General features: G+C 69.1%; 10 protein-coding genes and 1 pseudogene. 2 read left to right on the forward strand and 9 right to left on the reverse strand.

All coding sequences use genetic code 11. The annotated features are described in order from the left end of the window. Window positions 1-70 precede the first annotated feature (70 nt). Window positions 71-1,717: an ABC-F family ATP-binding cassette domain-containing protein gene (locus NRB20_RS10470; RefSeq protein WP_319944719.1), complete on the forward strand. Its 1,647-nt coding sequence runs from the start codon at window positions 71-73 to the stop codon at window positions 1,715-1,717. A 311-nt stretch (window positions 1,718-2,028) separates the two neighbouring features. Here the strand turns inward: NRB20_RS10470 and NRB20_RS10475 are convergent, their stop codons facing one another. From NRB20_RS10475 to NRB20_RS39760, 9 genes and pseudogenes are all read right to left on the reverse strand, one after another. Further along, window positions 2,029-3,042: a hypothetical protein gene (locus NRB20_RS10475; RefSeq protein WP_153409914.1), complete on the reverse strand. Its 1,014-nt coding sequence runs from the start codon at window positions 3,040-3,042 to the stop codon at window positions 2,029-2,031. Next, a complete protein-coding gene (locus tag NRB20_RS10480; protein WP_153409915.1) occupies window positions 3,029-4,477 on the reverse strand; it encodes a hypothetical protein in 1,449 nt (482 codons plus the stop codon). The genes NRB20_RS10475 and NRB20_RS10480 overlap by 14 nt, the downstream gene beginning before the upstream one ends. Then, complete coding sequence (locus NRB20_RS10485; RefSeq protein WP_319944720.1) at window positions 4,474-4,797, reverse strand: hypothetical protein; 324 nt, start codon at window positions 4,795-4,797, stop codon at window positions 4,474-4,476. Before NRB20_RS10485 ends, NRB20_RS10480 begins: the two co-directional genes overlap by 4 nt. Window positions 4,798-4,929: 132 nt before the next feature. Beyond that, the gene (glmM, locus tag NRB20_RS10490) at window positions 4,930-6,297 is read right to left on the reverse strand and encodes a phosphoglucosamine mutase (RefSeq protein ID WP_153409916.1); all 1,368 of its coding nucleotides are present in this window, start codon (window positions 6,295-6,297) and stop codon (window positions 4,930-4,932) included. 103 nt (window positions 6,298-6,400) lie between these two features. Further along, a complete protein-coding gene (rpsI, locus tag NRB20_RS38885) occupies window positions 6,401-6,940 on the reverse strand; it encodes a 30S ribosomal protein S9 (RefSeq protein WP_319944721.1) in 540 nt (179 codons plus the stop codon). After that, window positions 6,937-7,380 carry a 50S ribosomal protein L13 gene (rplM, locus tag NRB20_RS10500; protein ID WP_319944722.1) on the reverse strand — a complete coding sequence of 148 codons (444 nt, stop codon included), beginning with the start codon at window positions 7,378-7,380 and terminating at the stop codon, window positions 6,937-6,939. The genes rpsI and rplM overlap by 4 nt, the downstream gene beginning before the upstream one ends. Before the next feature lie 211 nt (window positions 7,381-7,591). Next, entirely contained in the window at window positions 7,592-9,322 is a 1,731-nt protein-coding gene (locus tag NRB20_RS37995; protein ID WP_227833406.1) for a hypothetical protein, read from the reverse strand. Window positions 9,323-9,431: 109 nt separating this feature from the next. Then, window positions 9,432-11,783, reverse strand: a complete 2,352-nt coding sequence (locus NRB20_RS10510) for an ATP-binding cassette domain-containing protein (RefSeq protein ID WP_454786540.1) — start codon at window positions 11,781-11,783, stop codon at window positions 9,432-9,434. Between the two features lie 465 nt (window positions 11,784-12,248). Further along, window positions 12,249-12,536: pseudogene (locus NRB20_RS39760) on the reverse strand (FHA domain-containing protein); the annotation flags it as partial. 78 nt (window positions 12,537-12,614) lie between these two features. Between NRB20_RS39760 and NRB20_RS10520 the strand changes: the two are divergent. Further along, window positions 12,615-14,054 carry a neutral zinc metallopeptidase gene (locus tag NRB20_RS10520; protein WP_319944723.1) on the forward strand — a complete coding sequence of 480 codons (1,440 nt, stop codon included), beginning with the start codon at window positions 12,615-12,617 and terminating at the stop codon, window positions 14,052-14,054. Window positions 14,055-14,062: the final 8 nt, after the last annotated feature.

Below are 14,062 nucleotides of genomic sequence, written 5' to 3' on the forward strand. Positions count from 1 at the left end.
ACCGATACCGACCCTGATTTCCCCGGGCCCGATCTCGGGGTACAACCCCGAACACGGCAGACTCATGGGCGTGAGCGCGACCCTGCATGCCCGTGGCCTGTCCGCCGGACACGGCGAACGCGTCCTGTTCGATGACCTGGACCTGATCCTCGCGCCCGGCGATGTGATCGGGCTGGTCGGGGTGAACGGGGCCGGGAAGTCGACGCTGTTGCGAATGTTGGCCGAGGGCAACGCATCCGAGGGGCAGATCGCGCTGAGCCCGCCCGACGCGACGGTCGGCTACCTCGCGCAGGAACCCGAGCGCGTACCCGGCGAGACCGTACTGGAATTCCTGTCCCGGCGCACGGGAGTGGCTGCGGCACAACGCCTCATGGACACCGCCGCCGAACGCCTCGCCGAGGCTCCCGACGACGCCGACGAGTACTCCGCCGCCCTCGAGCGCTGGCTGGCCCTGGGCGGTGCGGATCTGGATCAGCGCGCGCAGGAGGTGGCCGCGGAACTGGGCCTGATCGAGAGCCTCCCGCAGGGCCTGGACACGCCGATGACGGGACTGTCCGGTGGGCAGGCCGCGCGGGCCGGGCTGGCCTCGGTGCTGTTGTCCCGCTTCGACATTCTGCTGCTGGACGAACCCACCAACGATCTGGATCTGGACGGGCTGGACCGGCTCGAGCAGTTCGTGTCCGGGGTGCGGGTGCCGCTGATGGTGATCAGCCACGACCGGGAGTTCCTGGCGCGCACCGTGAATCGCATCGTCGAACTGGATCTGGCGCAGCAGCAGGTGGGGGTGTACGACGGCGGCTACGAGGCGTATCTGGCCGAACGCGAGATCGCCCGCCGGCACGCCCGCGAGGCCTACGAGGACTACGCCGACACCAAGGCCGGTCTACAGGCGCGCGCGACGATGCAGCGCAACTGGCTCGAACACGGCGTCCGCAACGCCCGCCGCAAGGCCAAGAACGATTCGGACAAGGCGGGCCGCAAGATGCGCGCCGAATCCACCGAGAAGCAGGCGTCCAAGATGCGGCAGACGCAGCGTCGCATCGAGCGCCTCGACGTCGTGGAGGAGCCGCGCAAGGAGTGGGAACTGCGGATGGAGATCGCCGCGGCCCCGCGCAGCGGTTCGGTGGTCGCGACCGTCACCGGCGCGCGCCTCACCCGGGGCGACTTCACGCTGGGACCCGTTACCGCACAGGTGGATTGGGGCGATCGGATCGTGCTGACCGGCGCCAACGGGGCCGGTAAATCCACCCTGCTGGCGATGCTGCTGGGCAAGATCGCACCCGACACCGGCACCGCGACACTGGGATCCGCGGTCGCGGTCGGCGAGGTCGATCAGGCGCGCGGACTGTTCCGCGGGGATACCTCGCTCGCCGACACCTTCGGTGCGGAGGTGCCCGACTGGCCCGAGGCCGAAGTCCGCACGCTGCTGGCCAAATTCGGGCTGCGCGGGCCACATGTGTTGCGCGCCAACGACACCCTGTCCCCCGGCGAACGCACCCGCGCGGCCCTGGCACTGCTCCAGGCGCGCGGAGTCAACCTGCTGATCCTGGACGAACCGACCAACCACCTCGACCTGCCCGCCATCGAACAACTCGAGCAGGCCATCGAATCCTTCACCGGCACACTGATTCTCATCACCCACGACCGCAGGATGCTGGACACCGTCCGGGCGACACGGCGCTGGCGGATCGAAGACGGGCAACTCATCCAGGACTGAGCCCGACGACCGTCCGTCACTCCGAGGCCGCACCGGCAAGCCCGAAAACAGCTGCGGCAGTTTCGAAAACCGCTCCGGCAGCCGCGAAACGGCCGCGACAATCCCGAAACGGCCGCGACAGTCCCCGCAAACCGGTCCGGCAATCCCGAAACGGCCGCGACAGTCCCCGCAAACCGGTCCGGCAATCCCGAAACGGCCGCGACAATCCCGCAAACCGCTCAGGCAATCCCGCAAACGGCTGGGGCAGTATCGAAAACGACTGCGGCCGAACGCCGATCGATGTGAATGCGCAGGCATCACACCGGAGTCGCTCACCCCTCCTTGATCGCGGCGATCAGGGTGCGGTCGGAAATTGTTCTGGTAGTGACGATCTGGGTGAAGGTGTGCGGCTGCTCGCCCGGCTTCTGCTGGGTGAGGCGGACCTCCCACTGGCTGCCGTCGTTGTTGCCGCGAGTGACCTGCACGCAGTAGCGCGTGCCGACCGGGACCTGGTTGATACCACGCTGGATACTCTCCGCGGCGGGGAAGGCCGAGGGTCCGGAGTCCGCCGAGGCGACCGTCGCGTCGTCGGTGACCACCGCGCGCGCCGCCGAACCGGAACGCTGCACGTAGTAGGCGCGCTCGAAGGCCAGAATCGCATCGGGCCCCGAACTCGTACCGCCGGGATCGGTGCCCGAGACCTCGTCCGCGTCGCGGCGCTGCTCACAATCCGCGGTGGCGACCGGTGCGGGCGAGGCCGGTCCGGTCGATATCGGCGGGGCCAGCGGCAACGTCGAATTCTCCACCACCGCAGGCGCATTCGCGGCCACGGTGGTGTTGTGCTTGCGATTGCCGGTATGGATCACGGTCAGCACCACCGCGACGATCACGATGCCGACACCCATCAGGATCAGCAGGCTCAACACCTTGTCGCGGCGAACGCGGCCGTCCTCGGGGCGACGCGCCCGCGCCCGCCGCAACCGCGAACCCGCACTCCCACCCGAACGATCCACGATCTGCGGAGTGCGCGTGGGACTCTCGTCGCTGTAGTCGTACTCCGGGGCCGGTGGGATCCGGGCGGCGGGCATCTCGGGCGGCGGATCCGGTTGCCGCGCACCCTGATCCAGCCATTCCTCCCAATCGCCGGAGCGATCGTCGGGACCGCTGGCCGTCCCCGGGATCGGCAACGCCGCGGGCCGCGCGGGCGGGGGCCGCCGCCGACCGCCACGCCGCCCCGGACGACGCCGCGCAGGCTGCCGCGCGGGTGGGCGCAGCATGGGCAGGCCCAGGTCGAACGGGTTGTCCTCCTGCTCGGGATCCGGTTCCGCGGAATCAGATTTCGTCATCGCCCAGATCGCCGATGACGGCGGTCGGGACCATCTGCATACCAGCCGGAGCCGTCACACCGAGCTGACCGTCCCGCGGCTTGTGATCGCTGCCCGTCCCCGCCGACGGCGGCAACGCCAGCCCCGCGGTGGGACCGGACTGGGCGGGCGCGGGCTCCGACGCACTCGGCGCCGGAGTCGCCGGTTGCGGAACCGGTTTCGCCGTCGGCGCGGGGATGCTGGTCCCGGGCGTCGCGGTGCTGCCGCCCGCCGCGGAGTTGTCGGAATTCGTGCCGCTGTGATCCGGGATGATCGAATTCGAGTTGTCCGCCGGTTGCGCCGACGTCGGCGTGGATCCGCCGAAATCGAACACGCTCGAATTGGCGCCGTCCTTGCTGGTGCTGCTGCCGTCGGTCCCGGTGGTGCCGTCGGTGGACGCCTTCGGATTGATCAGCTGCGGAATGGCCTGCTCGGCCACCTGCGCACCGGTATCGATGGCGTGCGTGCCGACCTCGGCGATCTTGTCGATCAACTCGGTGCCGATATTGACCCCGGCGCTGATGGCCGACGACCCCAGATCCACACCCGCCGCGATCAACTGCTGCTGCAACTGCATCTGCGCGGCCGTCGCGGGATCGATCTGGGTGTTGGCGCCGTTCATGTACACCGCGGGCGTGGTCCCGTTGAAGGAGGTGCCGTTGTTGTTGAACGACGTGCCGGTACCGAGCGGGTTGTAGCTGTTGTTGCTCGAGAAGTTCCGGCTCGGGTTGTAGTCGCTGTTCGACGTCGAATTGTCGGTGTTGTCGTAACTCGCGGTGCTGTCGCCGGAGTACTTGCTGGTGGACAGGTCGACCGGGGTGGTGACCGTCAGCGGGCCCATAGACTGCAATTTCGTGGTGTGCGAGGCCATTTCGGTCTTCGCGGTGTCGACCGCGGTGATCACCTCGCGCAATGCCTGGCTGGCCCGCGCGATCACCGCGTCGGTGTCGGGGGCGGCCTTGGCGTTGTTCAGGATGGTGCGCGCGTCGCTGCGGAAATCGGCGATGATCGCGTCCACCTTCTGCGCCGCGCGGTAACTGGTGGACTGCGCGTCGTTCAGCACCGACAGGTACTGCGGGCCGCGATCGGAGATGTCACCGATCTGGGTCTGCGTGGTGCGCAACGCCGGCACGGCCGCGTTCGCGCCGGGACCGGACCAGGTCGCCTCCAGCGCGTGCATACCGTCGCGGTGCGGGGCCTCGGTGTCGGCGGCCTGGCTGCTCGAATTCGTCAGTGCGCGCACGATATTCGCGTCGGGAACGCTGACGCCGGTGCCGAGCGAGGCACGCAGTTGAAGCATCGGCTGCACCAGCCGCGCGATGATCGGCGGATCGACGCCGTCGGAGGTGGTCTTGCTGGCCGGTTTGGCCGAACGCGGGGTGATCGGCCGCCGCCTGAGTCCCGATGCGCGCCTCATACCAGTGTCTCCCCGGTCTTGGCGATGGCGGCCGCGGTACCGGCATCGGAATCCTGCATATCGGAGGTGTAGTCGCGCAGCACCTGCCCGTAGGCGTGGACCAGCTGGCCCGCCGTGGACAACGCCTGCACATGCTGCGAGACCGCGGCCGTGAACTGCGCCGCGAACTCCGCTCCCACCAGCCCCAGATCAGCCGAGAGCCGATCGGGGTCGACCGCGCCGCCCGCAGCGACGGCCGCGGAGGCCAGTTGCTGCGAGACATTGTCGGCAACGGTTTTGTAGGCGGCCATCGCCGCCGGATCCAGCTTCAGCGCGTCCACTGTTCCCCCTCACGGAAATCAAGCTCTCGCTGTCGCATGACGAGTCGTGTCCACCATACTTGGCCACGACCCGAAACGCTCTCCGATCATCGCATCACGCACCGGAAATCCCGGTCGGTTCGTTCTCGCGGGTCACACCGCGGCAACGCGTTTGGCCAGGTCGTCGGCCAATTGCCGGGCCCGATCGGAATCGGTCGCCTCGACCATCACCCGCACCAGTTGTTCGGTTCCGCTGGGGCGCAGCAGCACCCGGCCCGTGTCGCCGAGCACGCGTTCGGCCTCGAGCACCGCCTCGCGCACCTCGGCGGACTCGGCGACCGCGGCCTTGTCCGCGACCGGGACGTTCACCAGCACCTGCGGCACCGTCCGGACCACGGACGCGAGATCGGCCATGCCGCGGCCGGTTTCGGCCATTCGGGCCAACAGGCGCAAACCGGTCAGCAGGCCGTCGCCGGTGGTGCCGAATTTCGGGAAGACCACGTGTCCGGACTGTTCACCGCCGAGGGCGAACCCGCCCCGGCGCAACTCCTCGAGTACGTAGCGGTCGCCGACCGCGGTGGTGCGCATCGTGATTCCCGCCTCCCGCATCGCGATGTGCAGGCCGAGATTGCTCATCACGGTGGCGACCAGGGTGTCGTGCGCGAGTTCGCCCGCCTCGCGCATCCCGATCGCCAGCACCGCCATGATCGCGTCACCGTCGACGATCGCGCCGGTCGCGTCCACGGCCAGGCAGCGGTCCGCGTCGCCGTCGTGGGCCAGGCCCAGATCCGCGCCGTATTCGCGCACCGCACTGCGCACCCCGTCCAGATGGGTGGAACCGCAGCGGTCGTTGATGTTCAGGCCGTTGGGCTCGGCGTTGATCGCGATGACCCGCGCGCCCGCCTCCCGGTACGCCGCCGGGCCGACGTCCGAGGCCGCGCCGTGCGCGCAGTCCACCACGACGGTCAGCCCGGTCAGATCGCGGCCGGTCGCCTCGACCAGATGCTCGACGTAGCGTTCGTGCGTCCCGGCCTCGCTGTAGTGCTCCTCGACCCGGCCGTCGCTCCCGGACAGGCTCAGCACCCGGCCGATCCCGGCGCCGGTGGGCCGCAGGAAATCCCCTTCGTGGACCAGCTGTTCGATGCGGTCCTCGATCGCATCGTCGAGTTTGCGACCGCCCGCAGCGAAGATCTTGATGCCGTTGTCGGGCATGGGATTGTGCGAGGCGGAGATCATCACGCCCAGGCACGCGTCGTAGATCGCGGTCAGATACGCGACCGCGGGGGTGGGCAGTACGCCGACCGACACCACGTCCACTCCGGCCGAGGTCAGGCCCGCGACCACCGCGGCCTCGAGCATCTCGCCGCTGGCGCGCGGATCGCGGCCCACCACCGCGGTCGGACGCGACTTGCCGCGGCGCAGTACCTGGGCCGCCGCGGCCGAAACCCGCAGGGCCAGTTCCGGACCCAGCGAACCGTTGGCCAGTCCCCGGACTCCGTCGGTGCCGAACAAACGTCCCATTCCACATGCCCCTCAATGTCTGCGTACGGCTACAGCACGAAGCCGGGGCCCACGGCCGGATGCACGCGCAACCGGCCGGGGCCCCGAAACGTACTGCTGAGACTCAGCGCTTCGAGTACTGCGGAGCCTTACGGGCCTTCTTGAGACCGTACTTCTTGCGCTCGGTGGCACGCGGGTCACGAGTCAGGAAGCCGGCCCGCTTGAGGGCGGGACGATCCTCGGGGGTGACCTCGATCAGCGCGCGGGCGATCGCCAGGCGCAGCGCGCCGGCCTGACCCGACGGGCCGCCGCCGACCAGGCGGGCGTGGATGTCGAACGCCTCGGTCCGCTCCACAGTGACCAGCGGGGACTTGACCAGCTGCTGGTGCACCTTGTTCGGGAAGTAGTCCTCGATCGGACGGCCGTTGAGCACGAACTGACCGGAACCCGGCAGCAGACGCACCCGGACCACGGCCTCCTTGCGACGACCGACGGTCTGCACCGGGCGGTCGATCACGATCGGGGCGACCGCGACGGACTCGTAGGACTCCTCGTAGCCGGCGCCCTCGTCGACGATCTCGACGGCGGTGTCCTCCACCGCGGCGTCCTCGACGGCGACGTCCTCGGCCGCGTATTCCTCGTTGAATTCCTCAGGAGCGGTCACTGGGCCACCTGCTTGATCTCGAAGGGAACGGGCTGCTGGGCCGCGTGCGGATGCGACGGACCGCCGTAGACCTTGAGCTTGCCGGCGATCTTGTTGCCGAGCTTGTTCTTCGGGATCATGCCCTTGACGGCGCGCTCCACGACCCGCTCGGGACGGGTGTCGAGCAACTGCCCGACAGACCGGGACTTCAGGCCGCCCGGGAACCCGGAGTGGGTGTACAGGTGCTTGTCCTGCCGCTTGTTACCGGAGACGGCAACCTTGTCGGCGTTGATGATGATGACGAAATCGCCACCATCGACGTTGGGGGCGTAGGTCGGCTTGTTCTTGCCACGCAGCAGATTCGCTGCCTGCACGGCGAGACGTCCGAGCACTACGTCAGTGGCGTCGATGACGTACCACTGACGGGTGACGTCACCTGCCTTCGGGCTGTACGTAGGCACAGTTCTTCCCTGTCTGTCGTATGTTCTACCGGCCCGGCGGGCGATCGAGTGGTCCGGCGGCCAGCGGAGACCCGGGACTCGTGGGACGACGCGAAGAACTCGCGACGTACCGCACGCCAGCGGGCAACGATACCAGCCGCACGGCGTCGATCCGAAATCGATCCCGCGACCTCACCTGCGCGAACGTCGAGCGGGAACGACCGGGCCGAACTCACACGCGCAGCGGCGGGCCCTGATCGAGATCCGCGGGCATGTTCGGCACCAGATAGTGCAGGTTGTCGATGCCGAACCGATCGCAGCCCGTGGCCCGCTCGCCCCCCGGTCCCGGCGTCGCACGGGCATTCGGCATGCCCTGACAGTCCTCGGGCACCCTGGCGAGCCGAACCGCGGAGACGACCGGATCGGTCACCGGACGCACCCCGCTCGCGGTCACGCCGCCCGATCGGTCCACGCCGCCGGGCTCCACCCCGACGTGCACCGCCAACAGCGCCAGCGCGACCGCGCCCACGATCGTCGGCGCGCCGAACAGGTTGTCCTTCACCTTGTTCCACACGCGGCCGGGCTCGCCCGCACCCGTCGCGCCCTGCGGCACGGCGGGCGGCGCGGGATGACGCGCGCGCGGCGCCGGATCACCGCCCATCCGGGTGGTCTGCATGGTGTCGGCGGGCGAACCCGGCGGCCTGGTCACCCGGCCGCCCATCGCGGGAACCCCCGGATGCACATTCGACACCTGATCGCGCACGATGGCGGTGGTCTGCTCGCTCGCGTCGGGCGCGGCGTGCCGCGGACCCTGCTGACCCGGCCGGGCCCCCGCGAGCTGGCCCGTCGGCTCCGGACCGCGCCAGCCGTGCCGCCCGCCACCGGACGCGGCCGAATCCTCCTCGGGGACGGCCGAATTCGCCGTACCCGCGGGCGGGCGCGGCGGCTGCGCGGAGTACCCGGGATCACCCGGCGCGCGGGCGCCCTGCCGACCGGGATCGACCGGGCCACCCTGATCCGGACGCGGCGGCGTCACCGCATGTCCGGGCCCCTGCGTTATCGGGCCCGGACCGCCGGGGCGTGCCGGTTCGGGCCCATAGCCCTGATCGGGCTCCTCGTCCGCGTATTCGCTGTCGGTGACCAGCAGGTGCGCGGCACCCAGTACCAGGGCGTGCATCGGATGATCGGCCACGTGTAATCGATGGCCGAGATGATTCTGGAACGCCAGCCGCAACGCGTCGTTGAAGCAGACGTTGCCGGACAGCAGCACCCGCGAGGTGTCCGCGCCGATCGCACGGGCCGCGGCCATCACCTCGATCACCACGTTGTCGGCGTGATGTGCGTCGCGCATGGCGTCGGGGGCGATCGGCACGCCGATCGATTCCGTCGGCCGCTCGTCGTCGCCGTTCACCGAGACGACCAGACACATCCGGCCGTCGGAGTAGACGCCGGTCGCGCTGGTGGCCCGGCCCGCGGCATCGGGCGGGCGGACCAGGCCGATGGCACGCACATACCCCGACAGCGCCACCGATTCGGGCAGCGGCTCGCTGGTCACGTCGAGTTCCTCGACCAGACGGGCGTATTCGTCGATCTTCTCGTCCGGCCAGTCGTCCGGATACGGCAGCGCGATCACGTCCGGCTTACCGCGCACGTACTTGCCGATGGCGGCGAGCGGGTTGTAGAGCCGGGCCCGGAACACCAACTCCGAGGGCCAGGTCGCGCCCGCGATGCGGATCTGCTTGTGGCCGAGGATGTCCCGCACGTCGGCCACGGCGATACCCAGGTCGGAACGCCCCCGGTCGGCGCCCGCGGTATGCAGGCGGCCGGATGCGTCCGCCAGCAGATACGCGGGCGGCGTATATGTTCCTTCCACCTGGACCGGGCGGATCGGCGTACCACCGCCACCGCCGGCCACGGACACCACATCCCATCCGAGATGCACCGCCCCTATTCGAGCCGTCACACGCACAAGTGTGCCTTCTTCTTCGGCGACACGCGCGACCGGGCGGGTTTATTGCCTGGTCGCCGCCGTTTCGCGGGATGCGGACAACTACAACTGACGCTCATACCGTTCACGACGAGGACTTCCGCAACCGCAACCGCCACCAGGTGAGGATCAGCAGCACCAGCGTGAGCGCGGCCAGCATGCCGATATCCAGCCACCAGACGTGTGTGGTGTGCTTCCACAGCGTATCGGTGGTCGCGGTCTTGTCGAGCGGATTCAGGGTTCCCATGTTCACCGTCGAGGACCCCGCGGCGTAGCCCCATCGGGAGGGGAACAGCCACGCGATCTGTTCGAGCACAACGCGATTCGTCACCGGGATGACGCCGCCCGCCATCACCAGCTGCACCATGATCACGACCACCAGCAGCGGCATCACCTGCTCGTTGGACCGCGCCAGCGACGACAGCAGCAGACCGATGAGCACACACGCGATGGCGGTGGCCGCGATGTCGACGTACAGCTCTATGTTGCCGGACGGGATCAGCGTGCCGTGCGCGGGCTGCTTCTTACCGACCAGCACGATCGCGACCATCACCGCGCTCTGCAACAGCGCCGCGAAACCGAAGATGGCGACCTTGGCCAGCAGATAGGACAGCGGGCGCAAGCCGACCGCGCGTTCACGCAGGAAGATCGCGCGTTCGGCGACCAGGTCTCGCACCGTGAGGGTGGACCCCATGAAGCACGCGCCCAGGATCAGCACCAGCAGCAGCTGTTCGGTCTCCCGGCCGCCGTCCGGGACGAACATGATGCTGCCCTTCCCGTCGCTCACCTGGGACAGCGGGCCGATGGCGAAACCGTTCGTGCCGGGCACCACCAGACACAGGCCGCCCAGGACGAACGGCAGCAGCAGCAGGAATATCAGATAGCCGCGGTCGGCCAGGATCAACCGGAACTGCCGCCGCGACAACGTCGAGAACTGTTTGCGCGCACTGGATTTCGGCGGTTTGCCCTGCTCGCCGCGGGGCGCGGGCGGGGGCGGGGGCGGTAGTGCGGCCTGTTTGGCGCGATAGTTCGCGAAGGCAGCGTCGGGATCGGCGGCGACCTTCGCGAAGATCTCCGCCCAGTCGCTCGTGCCCAGGAAAGCGCCGACCCCGCCCGGATGACCGAAGTACGCGGTCTTGCCGCCGGGCGCGAGCAGCAGCACCTGATCGCACATGTCCAGGCAGGCCACCGAGTGGGTGACCACGATGACGGTGCGGCCGGCGTCGGCCAGTTCCCGCAACATCGTCATGACCTGGCGATCCAGCGCCGGATCCAGACCCGAGGTGGGCTCGTCCAGCAGCAGCAGGGCCGGGCCGGTGAGCAGCTCGAGCGCCACCGAGGCGCGTTTGCGCTGACCGCCGGAGAGTTTGTCGACTCGGGTGTCGGCGTGTTCGGTGAGCGAAAGTTCTTGCAGCACACCGTCGATGACCGCGCGGCGATCCGCCTTCGAGGTGTCGGGGGGCAGCCGCAACTCGGCGGCGTAGCCGAGGGCCTGGCGCACGGTGAGCTGGCGGTGCAGCACGTCGTCCTGCGGGACCATGCCGATACGACTGCGCATGGCCTCGTATTCGGCGTGCAGGTTGCGGCCCTCGAAGGTGACCACGCCCGCGGACGGATGTGTCGCTCCGGCAATGAGTTTGGACAGCGTCGACTTGCCCGCACCGGACGGGCCGATCAGCGCGGTCAGGGTGCCGCGCCCGGCCTGCATGTTCACATCGACCAGCAGCTGCTTGTTGCCGTCCACGGTGAAGCCGACGCCCTGCACGTCCAGGCCCTGTTCGGTGACCGGCTTCTGCCGGACGGCGAGCGTGCCCTCCTGCACCAGGAAGTCGATGTTGCCGATCGTGACGATGTCCCGCTCGTGCAGGACGACCCGTTGTTCCCGGCGGCCGTTGACGAAGGTGCCGTTGGCCGAGCCGACGTCCTCGATCACCAGCCCCTCGGGGCCCTTGAGCAGCCGCGCGTGCCGACGCGAGGCCAGCGGATCGTTCACCACGATCTCGTTGTCGCTGGTACGACCGATGTTCAAGCCCTGCGGGGGAATTCGGTCCGCGCGGGCCACCGGGCCGGTCGAGGTCGCCGCGCGCACCGGCGGCGGCAGCATCGAGGCGTCGGCCTTCGCGGTCATGTTGATGTTGGGGGCCACCGGTTGCGGGGCCGACTGCTGGCTCGGGGCCGGTTGCTGCGGGGACGCCGACTGCGGCGGAACCGGTTGTCGCGGTGCGAAATTCGATCGATCGACCGGGGACTGCGGAGCAGGACGCTGCGGTGCCTGCGGATTCTGCTGCGACGGTGGGAGATTCTGCTGCGGCGTCATCGGGCGCTGTTGCGGCGGTACCGGCGGGCGCTGCATCGGACCGGACCTGGGGCCGCCGCCCTGCGCTTGTGGCGGTACGCCCTGGACCTGCGGCGAAACACCCGGGACCTGCGGCGAAATGCCCTGCGCCTGTGGTGGAACACCTTGCGCCTGTAGCGGAATGCCCTGGACCTGCGGTGGAACGCCCTGCGCCTGCGGCGGAATCCCAGGTGCCTGCGGCGGAGTACCCTGCGCCTGGGGCGGAATTCCCGGAGCTTGCGGTGGCACGGACGGACGCTGCTGCGGAATGCCTTGTGACGGTGGGGCCGGTGGCCGTTGCGGGGGCGCGGCCGGATACTGCTGCTGCGCGGGCGGCTGCGGCGGCATCTGCGGCCGTTGTGGCGGGAGCTGTCCCCCCTGCGGCGGCGCCATCTGCCCCTGGACCGGCGGCACCCCCTGTGGCGGTAGCGGCGCGACCGGACGTCCCCCGGATTGCCCCGGCCCCGGCCACTGCGGCGCGGGCTGCTGCGGCGGCGTCTGCGGATGCAACCCCGCCTGCGGTGTCAGCTGCAACAGCGGCCCGGTGACCGCGTCACCCAACCGCACCTGCGTCGGACGACCGATCGGAACCGGACCCGTGACCCGCTGCGAATCCACGAATACGCCGTTGGTACTGCCGTTGTCGGACAGCACCCAGGTACTGCCCTGCCAGCTGAGTGTCGCGTGCACACGGGAAACCAATGGGCTGTCGACGAACAGCGTCACCTCCGGCGCACGGCCGATGGTGATCTGCTGTCCCGCGTCGAATCCCCGATCGATTCCCTCATGGCGCACGGTGATCTTCTGCGCCCCCGGTGATGACATGAGCCGGATACTATGCGAAAGCCCGTGCATCGGGGCAGCACATTTCCCACGGGCCCGGGGTGTGCGGACCCGTAACTGAATCGTGACCGCCCAGGGGAGGAAGTACAGGTGCCGAAACGGCCGAAGACGGCGGTGGTCTCCGCGTTGTTACTGACAGTTCTGGCGTTGACGAGCTGCACCTCGACCGTCGACGGCCGGGCCGTCTCGATCTACGAGGACCCGTTCCAGGTGGCCGGACTGCCCACCACCAGCGGCCCCAGCGGACCCCGCAGCGGCGTCGCGGACAGCACCCTGACCGCGGTCGGCGCGGTCGGCGACGAGTACGACAGGCTCGCGCTCAATGCCATCGACGACATCCAGAGTTATTGGCGCGCCGAATATTCCAAGGATTTCTCCGGCGCCTTCACCCCGGTCCCGAAATTCTACTCCTGGGATGCCCAGCAGTCCCAGGACAGCCAGTTCTGCCAGCAGACCACCCGGCATCTGGTGAACGCCGCGTACTGCCGCCTGGACAATTCCATCGGCTGGGATCGCGGCATGCTGCTGCCGACGATGACCAAGGCGTTCGGCAAGATGTCGGTGGTCATGGTGCTGGCCCACGAGTACGGCCACGCCGTGCAGACCATGGCCGAACTCGTCACCGGCCGGACCCCGACGATCGTCAAGGAACAGCAGGCCGACTGCTTCGCCGGGGCGTTCATGCGGCACGTGGCCGAGGGCGGGGCGAAACATTTCACGATCAACACCGCCGACGGCCTGAACAAGGTGCTCGCGGCGACGGTCGCGATCCGCGACGCCGATCCGAGCGATCCGGATTCGGTGCACGGTTCGGCGTTCGAGCGGGTGACCGCGGTGCAGATCGGCTTCACCGACGGTCCGAAGGGCTGCAAGGCCATCGATATGAACGACATCACCCGGCGTCGCAAGAATCTCCCGCAGTCCTACGGGAACGACGCCGATCACGGCGAACTGCCCATCACGCAGCACAATCTGGCCGAACTGGCCAAGGCGATGAACTCGATCATGCCGGTGCCCAGCGCCCCCGCTTACGACTATCGCGGCGCGAAACTCGGCTGCGCGGACGCCTCGGACACCGAACCGGTCACCTACTGCCCGGCGACCAACACGATCGGCACGGACGTGCCCGCACTGGCCGCCCGCGCCAAGGCCAACAGCGCCGATCAGACCGATTTCCCCACCCAGATCGGCGGCGACTACAACGCCTACATCGTGTTCATTTCCCGGTACACCCTCGCGGTGCAGAACAATCTGCACCAGCGGCTGTCGGGTGCGAAGACGGGGCTGCGCGCGTCCTGCCTGTCGGGCGTGATCACCGCGAAACTGGCCAGCCCCACCCGCACCATCGCGAACGGCGATCTCGCCCTGTCCCCCGGCGATCTGGACAAGGCCGTCTCCGGCCTGCTCACCGACGGTCTGGCCGCCAGCGACATCCAGGGCAACACCGTACCCAGCGGCTTCTCCCGCGTCGACGCCTTCCGCGCGGGCGTCCTGGGCAACCAGCAGACCTGCGAATCCCGTTACGCGTGAAGCGGTTT

This window comes from Nocardia macrotermitis (assembly GCF_009604405.1).
Taxonomy (GTDB): domain Bacteria; phylum Actinomycetota; class Actinomycetes; order Mycobacteriales; family Mycobacteriaceae; genus Nocardia; species Nocardia macrotermitis.

Excerpts from the sequence above, each read along its gene's own strand:
- NRB20_RS10475 (WP_153409914.1), bottom strand. The coding sequence starts at position 3,042 with ATGACGAAATCTGATTCCGCGGAACCGGATCCCGAGCAGGAGGACAAC.
- NRB20_RS10480 (WP_153409915.1), bottom strand. The coding sequence starts at position 4,477 with ATGAGGCGCGCATCGGGACTCAGGCGGCGGCCGATCACCCCGCGTTCG.
- glmM (WP_153409916.1), bottom strand. The coding sequence starts at position 6,297 with ATGGGACGTTTGTTCGGCACCGACGGAGTCCGGGGACTGGCCAACGGT.